Below are 16,004 nucleotides of genomic sequence, written 5' to 3'. Positions count from 1 at the left end.
CGTTCGCGAACGGGAGATTCCCCCACCATGGGTCCCTACCTCCTCGGCCTGCGGCTTTCCGGCCGCAGGGTCCTCGTCGTGGGCGGCGGGCGGGTCGCCCAGCGGCGGGTGCCCGCGCTGATCGAGGCGGGAGCGGAGGTGAGCGTGGTCTCGCCGTCCGTCACTCCCGCTCTGGACGACCTCATCGCCGCCGGTCGCGTCACCTGGCACGCCCGCCCGTACGAGGTGGGCGACTGCGACGGCGCCTGGCTCGTCCAGGCCTGCACCGACGACAGGACGGTCAACGCCGCGGTGGCGGCCGAGGCGGAGGCGAAGCGCATCTGGTGTGTGCGCGCCGACGACCGGGACGCCTCCGCCGCCTGGACCCCGGCCTCCGGCCGGGTCGCCGAGATCAGCGTGGCCGTCACCGCCGGCGGCGACCCGCGCCGGGCGGCCGGCATCCGCGACGCCGTGGTGAACGCGCTGCGCGACGGCACCGTCGACGCCCGCCGCAACCGCACCAAACCGGTGGGCGTCGCGCTCGTCGGCGGCGGGCCCGGCGATCCCGGCCTGATCACCGTACGGGGCCGCCAGCTTCTCGCGCAGGCCGACGTCGTCGTCGCCGACCGGCTGGCCCCGCGCGCGCTCCTCGACGAGCTGGCCCCCGACGTCGAGCTGATCGACGCGGCCAAGGTGCCCTACGGCCGGTCCCTGTCCCAGGACAGGATCAACGAACTGCTCGTGGAGCGGGCCCGGGAGGGCAAGTTCGTGGTCCGGCTCAAGGGCGGCGACCCGTTCGTGTTCGGGCGCGGCGGCGAGGAGATGATCGCCTGCGCCCAGGCCGGCATCCCGGTGCTGGTCGTGCCCGGCATCACCAGCGCCGTCTCGGTGCCCGCCGCGGCGGACGTCCCGGTCACGCACCGTGGCGTGAGCCAGGAGTTCCACGTGATCTCCGTGCATGTTCCGCCCGGTGATCCGCGGTCCACGGTCGACTGGCCCGCGATGGCGCGGTCCCGTGGCACCCTGGTGCTCATGATGGCCGTCGAGCGGCTTACCGCGGTCGCGGAGGCCCTCATCCGATACGGACGTCCGCCGGAGACTCCCGTAATGGTGGTGCAGGACGGTACCCTTCCGACCCAGCGGGCGGTCACCGCTTCGCTTTCCACCGTGGCCGACCGCGTGTCCGCGGCTGGGATACGGCCACCGGCGATCGTCGTCGTCGGCGACGTCGTCAGGGTCGGCCAGGAGGTCGAGATGGTTCGAGCGGAGCGCTTGCCTTGAACACCGCCATGGATGACGGGCGCGGAGAGTGGGCGGGGGAGCAGACCCTGAGCATGCCCGCGATCACCGACGATCCCCCGGGCTCCCCCGTGCAGGAGCCCAAGCCTGACAAGGTGGTGGCGGGTCCGCCCGCCCCTGCCCGCGAGACCGAGGAACGCCCCGCGACGCCCGGCCCCGGCGCCGAGGCCGACGCGAAGAAGCCAGCGGACGTGCCCGGCGAACCCGATACGGGAGCCGTACCGGAGAAGACCCCCGCGGACGCCGTACCGCAGAAGCCCGAAGCGGAGGAAACCCCCGCGAAGGCCGCATCGCAGGAGCCCGAGCCGGAAGAAACCCCTGCTGAAGCCGGGAAGCCCGAAGCGAAGGCCGCGCCGGAGGAGCCCCCTGCGGAGGCCGTGCCGGACAAGTCCGAAACAGAGATCGTATCGGACACGTCCCGCGCGGAGGACGTGTCAGAAACGTCCGACGCGGAGGACGCATCGGAAGAATCCAGTACGGGCGCCGTATCTGAAGAGTCCGGTGCGGAGGACGTATCGGAAAAGCCCGATGCGGGAGACGTACCGGAGAAAACCGATACCGACGACGTACCAGAGGAAAACGAGGACGAGAAGCCGCGGGAGCGCGTGGAGGCGCTGCCGCCCGAGACCGCGGAGGCGGTGGCGGCGGCGCTCGGGACGCTGCGCGAGAGCGTGGCGTCGCTGCGGTTCGGGCTCGACCTGCCGGGCGCCGGCGAGGCGCGCAAGGCGAGCGCCGAACTGCTCGCCCAGCTTGAGGACTACGTGCTGCCCAGGGTGCGGATGAGCACCGCCCCCGCCCTGATCGTGGTCGCCGGTTCGACCGGCGCGGGCAAGTCGACGCTGGTCAACTCGCTGGCGGAGAAGAACGTCTCGCGCACCGGGGTGCGGCGGCCGACCACCGGCATGCCCGTCCTGGTCTGCCATCCCGAGGACCGCGAGTGGTTCGCCGAGGGCGAGCTGCTGGGCGGGCTGCGCCGGATCGACCAGGCGGGGGCCGACCCCGACCGGCGGGCCATCGTGATCCACGCGACGGAGAAGCTGCCGCAGGGCGTGGCGCTGCTCGACACCCCCGACATCGACTCGGTCGTCGAGGAGCACCATGCGATCGCCCACCGCATGCTCGACGCCGCCGACCTGTGGATCTTCGTCACCACCGCCGCCCGCTACGCCGACGCCCCGGCGTGGAACCTGCTCCGCCTGGCCAAGGAGCGCGGCGCCCGGCTGGCCATCGTGCTCTCCCGGGTCCAGGACAAGGCGCGCGACGTGGTGCTCAAGCACTTCGTCCGCATGCTCACCGAGTACGGGCTGGGCGAGATCGACCGGTTCGTCATCGGTGAGTCGAAGGTGGTCGACGGGCGGCTGCCCGACAGCGAGATGACCGAGCTGCGGATGTGGCTCGCCGAGCTGTCCGTCGACGAGGCCCGCCGCGCCCAGGCCGTCAGGGAGACGCTGAACGGCGTGCTCGACAGCTTCCGCACCCGCGTGCCGGCGCTGGCCAAGCACCTGGAGAAGCAGGTCGCCTTCCGCGGCGAGCTCCGCGCCGACGTGGACGGCGCCTACGTGGGCGCGCTCACCGACCTCGACAAGGCGTTCCGGAGCGGCGCCCTGATCCACGGCGAGGTGCTCGCCCGCTGGCAGGACTTCGCCGGCTCCGGCGACCTGCTCCGCTCGATCCAGCTGCGCAAGCGCGCCAGGAACAGCAGGCAGACGACGGAGCGGATCATCGCGTTCCGGGCCGCGCTCCGCAGCGGCCTGGAGTCGGTGATCGTCGCCGCCGCCACCCGCGCCGCGGAGGAGGTGACCGCCCGCTGGCGGCACCGCGCCGAGGCCGGTGCGGCGCTCGCGGCGGGGCTGGAACGGCCCTCCGACGACCTCGTACGGCACGCGAGCCGCGCCGTCGCCGCCTGGCAGGAACACGTCACCGAGCTGGTCCGCACCGAGGGCATCGCCAAGCGCACGGTGTCGAGGCTGGTGTCGTTCGACGCCGACGCGCTCTCGCTGATCTTCATGGTCGCCATGTTCAGCGGCGGCCAGGTGGAGGGGGTGCCGGCCCGGCTGGTCAAGGCGCTGCTGGGCGCGGAGTCCCTGCGCGCGATCGGCGCCAAGGCGCTGAGCGACCTGAGGGCGAGGATCAGCCTGCTGTTCGACGAGGAGTCCATGCGTTACGTGCAAGCGCTCGACTCGGCCGGAGTCCCCGACGAGTCCGCCGCGACACGGCTCTACCAGGCCACCTACAACCTGGAGGTGGCCCGATGACCACCATGACCCCTCCCAGGTCCGGGCTCGGGGCGCGGCTGTCCGCGCTGTCCAAGGTCGTGGAGCTCGGCCCCGGCCGGCTCGACCCGAAGCTGATGTCGGACGCCGAGTCGCTGCTGCTGCGCGCCGGCGACCGGCTCAAGCTGTCGTCGGAGCACACCGTGGTCGCCCTCGCGGGCGGCACGGGCAGCGGCAAGTCGTCGCTGTTCAACGCCGTCTCGGGGCTGGAGCTGTCGCCGACCGGCGTGCGGCGGCCCACCACCGCCCGCACCCACGCCTGCGTGTGGGGGCTCGAAGGCGCCGCGCCGCTGCTCGACTGGCTGCAGATCCAGTGGCGTCACCGGTTCGCCCGGGCCAGCGCGCTGGACAAGGGCGAGAGCCAGCTGCACGGGCTCATCCTGCTCGACCTGCCCGACCACGACTCGATCAGGGCGCTCACCGACAACGAGGCCGACCGGCTCATCGGGCTGGCCGACATGGTGGTGTGGGTGCTCGACCCGCAGAAGTACGCCGACGCCTCCACCCACCGCCGCTACGTCACCGAGCTGGCCGGGCACGAGGCGGTGACGGTGTTCGCGCTCAACCAGGCCGACCGGCTGTCCACCGAGGAGCTGGCCGAGCTGGTCATCGACCTGAACGACCTGCTCCGCCGCGAAGGCGTCGAGCATCCGACGGTGGTGCCCACCTCGGCGGTCACCGGCCGCGGTGTCGAGAGCCTCAAGAGCGTCATCGCCGGGGCCGTCTCCCGCCGCCGGGCCGCGCTCCAGAGGCTGGAGGCCGACCTCCGCAAGCTGGAGCGGCGGATGACGGCCGCCATGCCGGTGGGGGAGGCGCTCGCCATCCCGGCCGCGGTCGACGAGGCCCGCAAGATGGGCCTGGTGGACGCGCTCTGCGACGCCGTCGGCGTGCCCGCCGTGGGCGACGCCATGGAGAACGTCTACGTCGAGCGGTCCAACCAGTGGGTGGGCTGGCCGATCCCGCGCTGGATCGAGCGGTTCCGCCCCGACCCGATCAAGAGCCTGCGCCTGGAGGACGTCGGCGACGAGATCAAGGGCATCGCGAACGGCGCCGTGAGCGCGCAGGCGGCCGAGGTCACCAACGCCGTGCAGGCGCTGGCCGAAGGGCTCTCGGCCACCATGCATCCCGTCTGGCGCTCGGCGCTCCACCACGCGGCCCGCTCCAAGCTGGCCAAGCTGCCGTCGGCGCTCACCAAGGAACTCAGCGAGATCGCGCCGCAGCTCGACCGGGTGCCCGGCTGGTGGCGGCTGCTCAGGGCGTGGCAGTACCTCCTGGTGGCGGCGTTCGGCTTCGGCGTGCTCTGGATCCTGCTGGGGCTGCTCGTGCCGGGCGCGCTGCCGCCCGCGCTGGAGCTGATGGGCGACACCGCGGCGCTGCCGTGGGCGGCGCTGATGACGGTCTCCGTCCTCGGGCTGGGTGCGCTGTCGGGCATCGCCTCGCGCAACTTCGTCGAGCTGGGCGCCTCCCGCGAGCGCGAACGGCTGGAGCGGGAGATGCGGCGGCGGGTGGCGTCGATCGCCGAGAAGATGGTCGTGGAGCCGGTCGAGCGCGAACTCGCCCGCCACCACGGCTTCTACACCGCCATGCGCAGCCTGTCGAGCTGACCTTCCACACCCTGCGCCGCCGCCCGGCCGTCATCCACAGAACCGCGCTCGGTGAGCGTGCGGCCGGGCGCGGGGCGGCACCGTAGTCCCCAGGTCGCGGGCGCCCGGCCCGCCGCATGGGAGGCAATCGGATGAACGACATCTACGTCACGCTCACCGGAAACGTCGCAGCCGAGCCGCGTCAGCACACCTTCGACGACGGCTCCAAGGTCACCTCGCTCCGGGTGCTCACCGCCCACCGCTACTTCGACAGGAAGTCCGGCCAGTGGGCCGACGGCGAGAAGGTCTGCTTCGCCGTGCGCTGCTGGCGCACGCTCGGCGACAACGTCGCCCAGTCCGTACGGGTCGGGCAGCCGGTCGTGGTGTCGGGCAAGCTCCGCATCCGCGAGTTCGGCCCCGAGGGAGAGCGGCGCTTCATGCCCGAGATCGAGGCCTCGGCCGTGGGCCACGACCTGCGCTGGGGCACCGGCACCTTCGTCAAGCCCGAGCGGACCGGCGCCGGCCAGGTCAGCAAGGAGATCCGCGACCGCCTCGACGAGGAGACGCGCGACTGGGCGATGAGCGCGGCGCGGAAGGGGCCCGGGGTGGTGGTGAGGCAGATCCCGGCGGCCGACGAGGCGGCGGTCCGCGTCATCGGCGCCGACGGGGAGAAGGAGCCGGGCGACGCGGAGCGGGCGGCGGCGTGACGCCGGTGGGGGCGGGGCGCTTCCACGGCGTCCCGCTCGCCGCTTCCCGTAAGTACGGACGGCAGGGGGCAGCGCGGGCCGTAGGTACGGAGGGAGGGGGAGGGGCGCGGACCGCGAGTACGGGGTGGTGGGGGAGCAGCGCAGACCGTGTGCACGGGGTGGAGGGAGGGCAGCGCGCGAGCCCATAGGTACGGGTGGAGGGGGAGGGAGCGCAGACCCTACGGGTGGAGGGGAGGGCAGCGCGGGCCTTAGGTACGGATGGAGGAGGAAGGCGGACGACCCGGAAAGACGGGGGGAGGGGGCATCGGCCGCTGGTGCGCCGGGGCCGATGGGTCACCCGCAAGGGGGGTCAGGGCATCCGTCAGGTCCAGATGACGCCCCGCATCATGATGTGCTCCCTTCGCAGTGGCTTGTTCGCGGAAGCGAACCGTGTCCGCATCTAGCCAACCACATAACCTCTGCGGATTCTCTGGCAAAGCTATCGTTTACCGTCGCGCACCGCACACTCCGCAACTATTGTGTTACACATCGTTAGTGAGAGGGGAGACCGGATGGCGGCGACCAGTCACACCTCGATAAAGCGTCGTGACGGTCTGTCCGCTCTGGCCGCCCGCTGGCCATTTCTCGGCCAACGTCGTGCCCTGGTCGCGTATATCGCGGTGATCGTGATCGCCGACCTGGCCGCGATGGCCGGCACGGCCGCCGCGACCCCTTTCCGCTGGCACCACCTGCTGATCTTCGCCGCGCTGATGGGCTGCGGCGCCGTCTGCATCGAGGCCACCCGGCGGCTCGGCATGCCGTCCGGGGTCTCCCGCGACCTGCTGTCGGCCTGGTGGCTGCCGGTCGCGCTGCTGCTGCCGCCGGTCTACGCGCTGCTCGCGCCGATCGTGCTGCAGACGCTGCTGCAGTGGCGGGTAAGGGCGGCGGTGCTGCACCGGCGGGTGTTCAGCGCGGCCGCGATCGGGCTGGCCGGGTGCGCGGCGTCCCTGATGTTCCACGCGCTCGCCCCCGAGGCCTGGCCGCTGTCCGGGAGCGACAGCGCCACCATCATGCTGGCGATCCTGGCCGCCGTGGTGTTCGCGCTGCTCAACACCGCCCTGATCGCGATCGCCGCGCACACCGCCAACCCCGACTCCGGCTGGCGGGCCGTGCTGTGGGACCGGGAGAGCGTCACGCTGGACGTGGTGGAGCTCTGCCTCGGCGTCACGGTGACCGTCGGGTGCGGCCTGCATCCCATCCTGCTCGTGGTCGCCCTGCCCCCGGTCGTGCTGCTCCAGCGCAGCCTCCTGCACGCCCAGCTGCAGGCGGCGGCCCGCACCGACGCGAAGACCGGCCTCCTCAACGCCGCCGCCTGGCAGCGGGAGGCCGACACCGAGATCGTCCGCGCCCGCCGCACAGGCGACACCCTCGCGCTCCTGATCATCGACATCGACCACTTCAAACGGGTCAACGACGCCTACGGGCACCTGGCGGGCGACCAGGTGCTGGCCGCCGTGGCGGAGGTGCTCCGCGGCCAGCTCCGCGACTACGACCTGGTGGGCCGGTTCGGCGGCGAGGAGTTCGTCGTGCTGCTGCCGGGGGCCGACCTCCAAGAGGCCCGCCGGGTCGCCGAGCGGCTGCGCGCCCGGATCGGCCGCATGGCGGTCCCGGCCGAGGAGGAGACCATCTCGGTCACGGTGTCGGCGGGGGTCGCCCTGATGACCGAGCACGGCGACGACCTCATCGAACTCCTGGCAGCCGCCGACCTGGCCCTCTACCGCGCCAAGGAGCTGGGCAGAAACCGCGTCTGCGTCCCCGCCACCCCGCCCCGCTTCCGCGACGACGCGGCCGACTCGGAGTAATGGCTCGCGCGTACCGGATCCTGGCCCGGACGGCAGGGAGAGACCGGCGGAAGCGCGGGCAGGAGCCCCTAAGCTAGGAGGCATGGCGGAGTACATCTACACGTTGCAGCGCGTGCGCAAGGCGCATGGCGACAAGGTCGTCCTCGACGACGTCACCCTGTCGTTCCTGCCAGGGGCCAAGATCGGTGTCCTGGGCCCCAACGGCACGGGCAAGTCGACGCTGCTCCGCATGATGGCCGGCCTGGAGCAGCCGTCCAACGGCGAGGCGCGGCTGATGCCGGGCTACACGGTGGGCATGCTCCAGCAGGAGCCTCCTCTCAACGAGGAGAAGACCGTGCTCGGCAACGTGCAGGAGGGCGTCGCCGAGACGATGGCGATGCTCGAGCGCTACAACGAGATCGCCGAGAAGATGGCGACCGACTACAGCGACGAGCTGCTCGACGAGATGGGCAAGCTGCAGGAGCAGCTGGAGCACCGCAACGCCTGGGATCTCGACAGCCAGCTGGAGCAGGCGATGGACGCGCTGCGCTGTCCGCCGCCCGACGCCGAGGTGACCAAGCTGTCCGGTGGTGAGCGCCGCCGTGTGGCGCTCTGCAAGCTGCTGCTGGAGGCGCCCGACCTGCTGCTGCTCGACGAGCCGACCAACCACCTCGACGCCGAGAGTGTCCAGTGGCTGGAGCAGCACCTGGAGAAGTACCCGGGCACCGTCCTGGCCGTCACCCACGACCGTTACTTCCTCGACAACGTCGCGGGCTGGATCCTCGAGCTCGACCGCGGCCGCGCCCACGCCTACGAGGGCAACTACTCGACCTACCTGGAGGCCAAGGCGGCCCGGCTCAAGATCGAGGGCCAGAAGGACGCCAAGCGCAAGAAGCGCCTGGAGGACGAGCTGGAGTGGGTCCGCTCCAACCCGAAGGCCCGCCAGACCAAGAGCAAGGCCCGGCTCCAGCGCTACGAGGAGATGGCGGCCGAGGCGGAGAAGCACCGCAAGCTCGACTTCGACGAGATCCAGATCCCGCCGGGCCCCCGTCTCGGCACCACGGTGATCAAGGCCGACAACCTCACCAAGGGCTTCGGCGACCGGCTGCTGATGGAGAACCTCACGTTCGACCTGCCGCGTAACGGCATCGTCGGCATCATCGGCCCCAACGGCGTCGGCAAGACCACGCTCTTCCGCATGATCACGGGCAGCGAGAAGCCCGACAGCGGGTCCATCGTGGTCGGCGACACCGTCAAGATCTCGTACGCCGACCAGACCCGCGGCGGCATCGACCCGAACAAGAACGTGTGGGAGGTCGTCTCCGACGGGCTCGACCACATCAAGGTCGGCAACGTCGAGATGCCGTCGCGCGCCTACATCGCCGCGTTCGGGTTCCGCGGCCCCGACCAGCAGAAGAAGGCGGGCGTGCTGTCCGGCGGCGAGCGCAACCGGCTCAACCTCGCGCTCACGCTCAAGCAGGGCGGCAACGTGCTGCTGCTGGACGAGCCCACCAACGACCTCGACACCGAGACGCTGTCGTCGCTGGAGAACGCGCTGCTGGAGTTCCCGGGCTGCGCCGTCGTCACCTCCCACGACCGGTGGTTCCTCGACCGGATCGCCACCCACATCCTGGCGTGGGAGGAAGGCTCGAACTGGTTCTGGTTCGAGGGCAACTTCGCCGACTACGAGAAGAACAAGATCGAGCGCCTGGGCGCCGAGGCGGCCCGCCCGCACCGGGTGACCTACCGCAAGCTCCACCGCGACTGAGGTCTTCACCGGACCCCGCACGGACGTGCGCTCCGTGCGGGGTCCCCGCGTGCCCCCGGCCGCGCGAGCCTGTCTAGAATCACATTCTAGATTCACGCAGCGGAAGGAGTCCGGGTGGAGCTCGAACTGGACGGCGTCGAGGTGGCCTTCGATCACACGGCCGTGGCCGCGCCGCGCATCAGGGACCTGCTGCCCATCTATCGCGACCTGCTCGGCGGGCGGCACCTCGGAGGCGGGGGAGACAACCTGACCGCCGGATACCGCACCTTGCAGCTCACCTACGCCAACGGCAGCAAGATCGAGCTGATGGAGCCGCTGGCCGGCTCGACGTTCTTCGACAGCTTCTTCGAGCTGACCCGGGGCCGGGGCGGCGTGCACCACCTCAACTTCCACGTGAGCGACATCGACGCCGCCGTGGCCGAGCTGACCCGGCGCGGCTACCGGCTGCACGGGCTGGACCTGTCCGACCCCCGGTGGCGCGAGGTCTTCCTCCACCCGAAGGAGGCGCACGGCGTGCTCATCCAGCTCGCCCAGGTGGGCCCGCGGCCCGACGGCCCCAGGCCGACGCTGGAGGAGGTCCTGGCCGGGAACGGCCGGTCCGGCAACGGAGTCCCCAGTCCCTGAACCCCGCGGCAAGAACATGATTCTAGAACCGTAGGATGACCGCATGGCACGCAGGACCTCGTGGGAGTGGAGCCGTACGGCGCAGACCCGCAAGAGCATGCTCCAGGCCGCCCGGGAGGTGTTCGCCGAGCACGGCTTCGCCGAGGCCGGGGTCTCGGAGGTCGTCGCCCGGGCCGGCTCCAGCGTCGGCAGCCTCTACCACCACTTCGGCGGCAAGACCGAGCTGTTCCTCGCCCTCTACGAGGACCATCAGGCGGCCCACGAGCAGGCGGCCGGCGCCAGCGTGGCGCGGGCCAAGGAGGAAGGCGTCACCGACCCGGTCGAGCTGCTCATCGCCGGGGCCCGGGCCTACCTCGACGGCGCGTGGGCGCGCCGCGACCTGGTCCGGCTGTTCATCGACGGCGACGGGCCGCCCGGCTTCGAGCTGATCCGCCGCACCCGCAACCGCGAGTGGGTACGGCAGAACGCCGCGCTGCTCGGCTCCGGCGGCGACCCGCTCGACCGGTTCACCGTGACGGTGCTGACGAGCATCATCGGCGAGGCCGCCCGCGAGGTCGCCACCAGCGACTCCGAGGAGGAGGCCCGCGAGGTGATAGAGGCGGCGATGACGCTGATCCGCCGCCTCGACCCGCTCAGCATCCGGTGAGGGCCCTGTCCAGCCCAGACGGCCGAACGGGTACCGTTGCCTCGTGGTTCAACACTCCCTGGCGCAACGGCACGTCTTCCCCCGCATGGTGCGATTCGCGGACATCGACTCTCAAGGACATGTGAACAACGTCCGCTTCCTCGACTATCTGGAGGACGCCCGCTGGGGCATGCTGCACGTCGACCCGTACAAGGCGGGCGAGACCCTGTTCAAGGGGCTGGTCGTGTCCCGCCATGAGATCGACTACCGGCGTCCGCTCGGCTGGAGCGCCGAACCCGTCCGGGTCGAGACGTGGGTGACCGAGATCAGGCCGGTGCGCTTCACGCTGAAGTACGAGATCCGCGACGACGACGAGCTGTACGTGACGGCCTCCTCGGTGATGGTGGCCTACGACGTCGAGCGCGCGGCGCCCCGCCGGCTCACTCCGGACGAGATGGCGTACCTCAAGCGCTTCACGTGACCGCCCGGCACCGCAGGCGCTGGCTCATGCTGGCCCTCGGGGTCAACGCGCACGCGAGCGTCACCCTCGGCCTGGCCGGGCTGCCCCTGGTCATCCCCGACCTCCAGCGCCACTTCGGTGTCTCCCTGCCGGTGGCCGCGATCATCGGCAACGCGCCCGCGATCGGCATCCTGTTCGCGCTGGTCGCCTGGGGCGCGCTGGCCGACCGGTACGGCGAGCGGCTGGTGCTCGGCCTGGGCGTCGGCACGGCCGCCCTGCTGTTCGCGGCGGCGTCCCTGGCGGAGAACGCGTGGGCGATGGTCGGGCTGCTGGCGCCGGCCGGGGCGGCGGGCTGCGCGGCGCTGGTCGGCGGCGGCCGGATCGTGCTGCGCTGGTTCGATCCGCCCGAGCGCGGCGTGGCGATGGGCGTCCGGCAGGTCTCGTACACGCTCGGCATGGCCGTGGCCGGGTTCACGCTCCCGCCGGTGGCGCAGGCGTACGGCATCTCCGGCGTCATGCTGGTCTGCGCGGGCGTGAGCCTGCTGGCGGCCGTGCTGGCGGCCGCGTTCCTGGCCGAGCCGCCGCACGCGGTCGCCGGGGGCGCCCGGGAGCCCGCCGGGTCCCCGTACCGGCAGCCCGCGCTCTGGCGCGTGCACGCCACGAGCGGGCTGCACGTGGTGCCGCAGTTCGTCGTCGGCACGTACGGGGTGGCCTGCCTGGTGGAGGTGTACGGCTGGGACGGCGTCGCGGCCGGGCGGCTGTTCGCCGGAGCCGCCGTCGCCGGGGCCGTCACCCGGGTCGCGGCGGGCCGCTGGTCCGACCTGACCGGGCTGCGGATGGCGCCGCTGCGCCTGCTCACCTTCGCCGCGCTCGCCACCCTCGCCCTGCTCGTGCTCGGTACGTACGACGGATCCACGCTCGGCGTGGCCATGCTCGCACTCGCCGCGGTGATCACCGTGGCCGGGAACGGGCTGGCCTACCTGGCCGCCGGGGAGCTGGCCGGGCCCGCGGCGGCGGGGCGGGTGCTCGGCACGCACAACACGGTCCAGAACGTGGTGGCGCTGGCCGTCACGCCCCTCGCCGGGCTGCTGATCACCCAGTCCGGCTACTGGGCGGCGTTCGCGGCGGGGCTGGCGTGCCTGCTGATCTCGGTGCCGGTCATCCCGGTCCGCCACGAGCGCCGCGCGCGGGCTGGCTGACCGGGCGCCGGAGCCAGACGGCGGTGTCCGGCGGCAGGGCGCCGCCGTCCAGCGGGCCACTGGCGAGCAGCACGTCCTCGTGCGGCGGCAGCGGGGCCGGTCCGGTGCCGCAGTTGAGCGCGCAGACGAGCGGGCCGCGCGCGAACACGAGCACGTCCCCGGCCGGCTCCAGCCATTCCAGCTCGTACGGGACGGCAGGCACCAGCTCGCGGCGGCAGGCCAGCGCGCGGCGGTAGAACTCCAGCGTCGAGGAGGGGTCACCGGCCTGGGCCGCCACGCTCAGCCCGGCGAACTCCGGAGGCTGTGGCAGCCACGGCTTCACCCCTTCGGGCGCGAACCCGTACGAGTCGCCCTTGCCCGACCACGGGATCGGCACCCGGCAGCCGTCGCGGCCGGGCAGCCGGCCGCCGGAGCGCTTGAACACCGGGTCCTGCCGCACCTCCGGGGGAAGATTCTCCACCTCGGGGAGTCCTAGTTCCTCCCCTTGGTAGAGATATGTCGACCCGGGGAGGGCCAGCGTCGTCAACAGAGCGGCCTTGGCCCGCGCCAGGCCGGTGCCGGGGTCGGCCGTGCCGTAGCGGGTGCGGTGCCGTACGACGTCGTGGTTGGACAGCACCCAGGTCGCGAACGGGACCGTCGCCACCGTATCGTTGATCACCTTCCGGAACGCGGTCGCCGACCAGGGCGCCTCCAGCCAGGCGAAGTTGAAGCTCTGGTGCAGCTCGTCCGGGCGTACGTACAGCGCCAGGTCGTCCAGCGAGTCGGTCCACACCTCGCCCACCGCCATCCGCTGGCCCGGGTAGGAGTCGAGCAGCGCGCGCCAGTCGCGGTAGACGTCGTGCACCTCCGGCTGGCCCCAGATCGGCGACACCGACATGAACGACTGGTCGTCCACGTCCGGCAGGCCCTCCGCCTTGAACAGCCCCATCGCCACGTCGATGCGGAACCCGTCGACGCCCTTGTCCAGCCAGAACCGCAGGATGTCGAGGAACTCCGCGCGGACCTCCGGGTTGCGCCAGTCGAAGTCCGGCTGCTCGGGCGCGAACAGGTGGAGGTACCACGAGCCGTCGTCCACCTGGGTCCAGGCCGGGCCGCTGAAGGTGGACTGCCAGTTGTTCGGCCGGTCGCGGAAGATGTAGCGGTCGCGGCCCTCGCCCCGCAGCGCGGCCTGGAACCACGGGTGCTCGGAGGAGCTGTGGTTGGGCACGATGTCGACCAGCACCCGCAGCCCGAGCCCGTGCGCCTCGGCCACCAGCGCGTCGAAGTCGTCGTGCGTGCCGAACAGCGGGTCGACGCCGCGGTAGTCGGCCACGTCGTAGCCGCCGTCGGCCATCGGGGAGGGGTAGAAAGGGGTCAGCCAGACGGCGTCGACCCCGAGGTCGCGGAGGTAGGGGAGGCGCTCGCGTACTCCGGCCAGGTCGCCGACGCCGTCTCCGGAGGCGTCGGCGAAGCTGCGGACGTAGATCTCATAGACGACGGCATCACGCCACCAGGGGATGTCCATGTGGCGTGTCATGCCCGCTATGTAGGGGAGTTCACCAGGCTGTGGGCGGCGTTGACGAGGTAGGTCCAGAGCCGGTCTTCCTGCTCGTCGGTGAGGTCGAGGTCGTCGAGGGCGTCGCGCATGTGCTTGAGCCAGGCGTCGCGCTCCGCCTGGCCGATCACGAACGGCACGTGGCGCATCCGCAGCCTCGGGTGGCCGCGCTGCTGGCTGTAGGTGGTCGGCCCGCCCCAGTACTGGACGAGGAACATGCGTAGCCGCTCCTCCGCGCCTTCGAGGTCGGCCTCGGGGTACATCGGGCGCAGCAGGGGATCGTCCGCCACCCCTTCGTAGAAACGGCGCACGAGCCGGCGGAACGTCTCCTCGCCACCGACGGCTTCGTAGAAGGAGGTCTCAGTCACGCCTCCAGCCTATGCTCAGCCGGTCATGCTGATGCCCGCCGCGTCGAGCGCCGCCTTGACCCGCAGCCGCAGCTCGCGGGCGACATCCTCCTGCTTGGCCGGCAGCGCCTTGGCCGACAGGCGGAAGACCATGCTGCTGTCGGAGAGCTGCTCCACGCCGAACACCTGGGGCGGCTCCACGATCGCGGAGTCGCGCAGATCGGCGTCGGCCCACATCTCCTCGGCGACGTTCTCCAGCAGCACCCGCACGGTGGTGACGTCGCTGTCGTAGGGGACCGGCACGTCCTGGTAGGCCCGCGACCAGCCCTGCGACTCGTTGCCGACCCGGCTGATGGTGCCGTTGCGGACGTACCACACCCGGCCGTCCTCGTCGCGCAGCCGCGTGACGCGCAGGGTGACCGCCTCGACGGTGCCGACGGCGGCGCCGGCGTCGATCACGTCGCCCACCCCGTACTGGTCCTCCAGCAGCATGAACATGCCCGCGATGAAGTCCTTGACCAGCTCCTGGGCGCCGAAGCCGACGGCCACGCCGAGGATGCCGACGCTGGTGAGCAGCGGCGCGATGGGGATCGTCAGCCGGTCGAGCACGGTCAGGACGGTCGTGCCGATGATGACCACGGTGGCGACGTGCTTGAGCACGGTGCCCATCGTCTCCGCCCGCTGCTTGCGGCGCTCGTGCAGCAGGGCGTCCACGCCGGCCGTGAGCGTGCCCTTGCGGAAGCGGCCCACCGGGCGGGTGGCGGCACGGTGGATGACCCGCGTGATGAGGCGGTGGACGAGGTGGCGCACCACGAAGCCGAGGATCAGGATCAGCCCGATCGTGATCAAGGTGGCGACCAGCGAGGCCCAGGGCGAGTTGTCCATCCAGTCCGCCAGGACCGAGCAGAGGAGTGTGTCCTGTTTGCAGCCCTCCACCATCTTCGAGCTCACCTCGTCGACGTCGGGAATGATCGACGAGGTCGGTTCGGGCGATGGAGGCGACAGCAGGAACACAGAGGGGTCCTCTCCGGAAGCGGTTCGGCCGGCGGCATGGGCCGGTTTCGACCCAGAATCTACCGCCGACCGAACCGGCCGCCGTCACATCACGCCGGGGAAGACGGGGTCGTCAGGACCAGGGCCGCGGAGGGAGGTGCCTGACGCTCCGATGACGTGCGGCTCGGACGGATCACGCACCCGGAAGCGTGTCCCGTTCCGTTTCCGGGGAGGGGACCCCGAACGCCCTCCGGAGAGCCGGAGAGCGGGTCTCGATGGTTACTCTGCGTAACGGGAACCGGCGGGGCGGCCAGAGCCCGCGCCTGCGCGGGACTCTCCGCACCGGCCGCCCCGCCGGCTCCGTGGAGCCGCGGTGAGCACGGTGAGCCGGGGTGGCTGCGCTCCACCCGGATCACCGCCTGGTCACTCTTGCACCGCGGCGAGCACTCGGGCGACCTTCGTCGCCGCACCAGCCGGGTCGTCGGCGGTGTGCAGCCGCTCCCCCCAGGACCAGCAGTACCACCGGTCCGCGAGGTCGGCCGCCGCTCGACAGGTGACGTTCTCCGACAGGCTGGTCGCTTTCGGGTTGATCACCCTGACGAAGAGCCTGCCCTTCTGGGTCCGGACCACTCGTGCGAGCAACCCGCGGGCGTCGAGCTCTGCGACCAGGCGCTCAAGATGCCCGAAGTTGTCGTCCCCCACCTTTCGTCCTCCCTCGCGTCGTTGCTGGTGCGCCAAAGATGACTCATGTCGGCGGCGGGCGCAATCAGCCCCCACACCCCTGAGGAGTCGC

At 71.8% G+C, this 16,004-nt stretch carries 14 protein-coding genes; 10 read left to right on the top strand and 4 right to left on the bottom strand.

Going from position 1 to position 16,004, the window contains the following annotated elements; translation table 11 throughout:
* Window positions 1-27 precede the first annotated feature (27 nt).
* The 10 genes from cobA to AB0J42_RS00255 all read left to right on the top strand — a co-directional run bounded on the left by cobA (window position 28) and on the right by AB0J42_RS00255 (window position 12,337).
* The gene (gene cobA, locus AB0J42_RS00300) at window positions 28-1,260 is read left to right on the top strand and encodes a uroporphyrinogen-III C-methyltransferase (RefSeq protein WP_364286515.1); all 1,233 of its coding nucleotides are present in this window, start codon (window positions 28-30) and stop codon (window positions 1,258-1,260) included.
* A gap of 8 nt (window positions 1,261-1,268) precedes the next feature.
* Window positions 1,269-3,533 (top strand): dynamin family protein, encoded by a 2,265-nt coding sequence (locus AB0J42_RS00295; protein WP_364286512.1) that lies wholly within the window; start codon window positions 1,269-1,271, stop codon window positions 3,531-3,533.
* The gene (locus tag AB0J42_RS00290; RefSeq protein ID WP_364286509.1) at window positions 3,530-5,155 is read left to right on the top strand and encodes a GTP-binding protein; all 1,626 of its coding nucleotides are present in this window, start codon (window positions 3,530-3,532) and stop codon (window positions 5,153-5,155) included. Before AB0J42_RS00295 ends, AB0J42_RS00290 begins: the two co-directional genes overlap by 4 nt.
* 131 nt (window positions 5,156-5,286) lie before the next feature.
* On the top strand, window positions 5,287-5,841 hold the full coding sequence (locus tag AB0J42_RS00285) for a single-stranded DNA-binding protein (RefSeq protein WP_364286506.1): 555 nt from the start codon (window positions 5,287-5,289) through the stop codon (window positions 5,839-5,841).
* Window positions 5,842-6,392: 551 nt separating this feature from the next.
* Window positions 6,393-7,682 (top strand): GGDEF domain-containing protein, encoded by a 1,290-nt coding sequence (locus AB0J42_RS00280; protein ID WP_364286503.1) that lies wholly within the window; start codon window positions 6,393-6,395, stop codon window positions 7,680-7,682.
* A gap of 82 nt (window positions 7,683-7,764) precedes the next feature.
* Complete coding sequence (ettA, locus tag AB0J42_RS00275; protein WP_364286500.1) at window positions 7,765-9,429, top strand: energy-dependent translational throttle protein EttA; 1,665 nt, start codon at window positions 7,765-7,767, stop codon at window positions 9,427-9,429.
* A gap of 114 nt (window positions 9,430-9,543) precedes the next feature.
* Window positions 9,544-10,053: a VOC family protein gene (locus tag AB0J42_RS00270; RefSeq protein ID WP_364286497.1), complete on the top strand. Its 510-nt coding sequence runs from the start codon at window positions 9,544-9,546 to the stop codon at window positions 10,051-10,053.
* Between the two features lie 43 nt (window positions 10,054-10,096).
* Window positions 10,097-10,699, top strand: a complete 603-nt coding sequence (locus tag AB0J42_RS00265; protein ID WP_364286495.1) for a TetR/AcrR family transcriptional regulator — start codon at window positions 10,097-10,099, stop codon at window positions 10,697-10,699.
* Window positions 10,700-10,784: 85 nt separating this feature from the next.
* Complete coding sequence (locus AB0J42_RS00260; RefSeq protein ID WP_364288147.1) at window positions 10,785-11,159, top strand: thioesterase family protein; 375 nt, start codon at window positions 10,785-10,787, stop codon at window positions 11,157-11,159.
* Window positions 11,156-12,337, top strand: coding sequence for an MFS transporter (locus tag AB0J42_RS00255; RefSeq protein WP_364286492.1), 1,182 nt, complete (start codon window positions 11,156-11,158; stop codon window positions 12,335-12,337). Before AB0J42_RS00260 ends, AB0J42_RS00255 begins: the two co-directional genes overlap by 4 nt.
* On the opposite strand, the gene AB0J42_RS00250 is transcribed toward AB0J42_RS00255, so the two are convergent.
* From AB0J42_RS00250 to AB0J42_RS00235, 4 genes are all read right to left on the bottom strand, one after another.
* On the bottom strand, window positions 12,297-13,853 hold the full coding sequence (locus AB0J42_RS00250) for a glycoside hydrolase family 13 protein (protein WP_364286489.1): 1,557 nt from the start codon (window positions 13,851-13,853) through the stop codon (window positions 12,297-12,299). The two genes, AB0J42_RS00255 and AB0J42_RS00250, sit on opposite strands and share 41 nt — an antisense overlap.
* A gap of 5 nt (window positions 13,854-13,858) precedes the next feature.
* A complete protein-coding gene (locus AB0J42_RS00245) occupies window positions 13,859-14,239 on the bottom strand; it encodes a globin (protein WP_364286486.1) in 381 nt (126 codons plus the stop codon).
* 15 nt (window positions 14,240-14,254) lie between these two features.
* Window positions 14,255-15,232 carry a mechanosensitive ion channel family protein gene (locus tag AB0J42_RS00240; protein ID WP_364286483.1) on the bottom strand — a complete coding sequence of 326 codons (978 nt, stop codon included), beginning with the start codon at window positions 15,230-15,232 and terminating at the stop codon, window positions 14,255-14,257.
* Window positions 15,233-15,634: 402 nt separating this feature from the next.
* Window positions 15,635-15,913 carry a hypothetical protein gene (locus AB0J42_RS00235; RefSeq protein WP_364286480.1) on the bottom strand — a complete coding sequence of 93 codons (279 nt, stop codon included), beginning with the start codon at window positions 15,911-15,913 and terminating at the stop codon, window positions 15,635-15,637.
* Window positions 15,914-16,004 lie beyond the last annotated feature (91 nt).

The organism is Nonomuraea sp. NPDC049649 (assembly GCF_040675175.1).
Lineage (GTDB): Bacteria > Actinomycetota > Actinomycetes > Streptosporangiales > Streptosporangiaceae > Nonomuraea.
Note: the sequence above shows the minus strand (reverse complement) of the source record. Positions and strands in the feature narration are given on the sequence as shown.

Excerpts from the sequence above, each read along its gene's own strand:
- AB0J42_RS00280 (WP_364286503.1), top strand. The coding sequence starts at position 6,393 with ATGGCGGCGACCAGTCACACCTCGATAAAGCGTCGTGACGGTCTGTCC.
- AB0J42_RS00290 (WP_364286509.1), top strand. The coding sequence starts at position 3,530 with ATGACCACCATGACCCCTCCCAGGTCCGGGCTCGGGGCGCGGCTGTCC.
- AB0J42_RS00295 (WP_364286512.1), top strand. The coding sequence starts at position 1,269 with ATGGATGACGGGCGCGGAGAGTGGGCGGGGGAGCAGACCCTGAGCATG.
- AB0J42_RS00265 (WP_364286495.1), top strand. The coding sequence starts at position 10,097 with ATGGCACGCAGGACCTCGTGGGAGTGGAGCCGTACGGCGCAGACCCGC.
- ettA (WP_364286500.1), top strand. The coding sequence starts at position 7,765 with ATGGCGGAGTACATCTACACGTTGCAGCGCGTGCGCAAGGCGCATGGC.
- AB0J42_RS00285 (WP_364286506.1), top strand. The coding sequence starts at position 5,287 with ATGAACGACATCTACGTCACGCTCACCGGAAACGTCGCAGCCGAGCCG.
- cobA (WP_364286515.1), top strand. The coding sequence starts at position 28 with ATGGGTCCCTACCTCCTCGGCCTGCGGCTTTCCGGCCGCAGGGTCCTC.
- AB0J42_RS00250 (WP_364286489.1), bottom strand. The coding sequence starts at position 13,853 with ATGACACGCCACATGGACATCCCCTGGTGGCGTGATGCCGTCGTCTAT.
- AB0J42_RS00260 (WP_364288147.1), top strand. The coding sequence starts at position 10,785 with ATGGTGCGATTCGCGGACATCGACTCTCAAGGACATGTGAACAACGTC.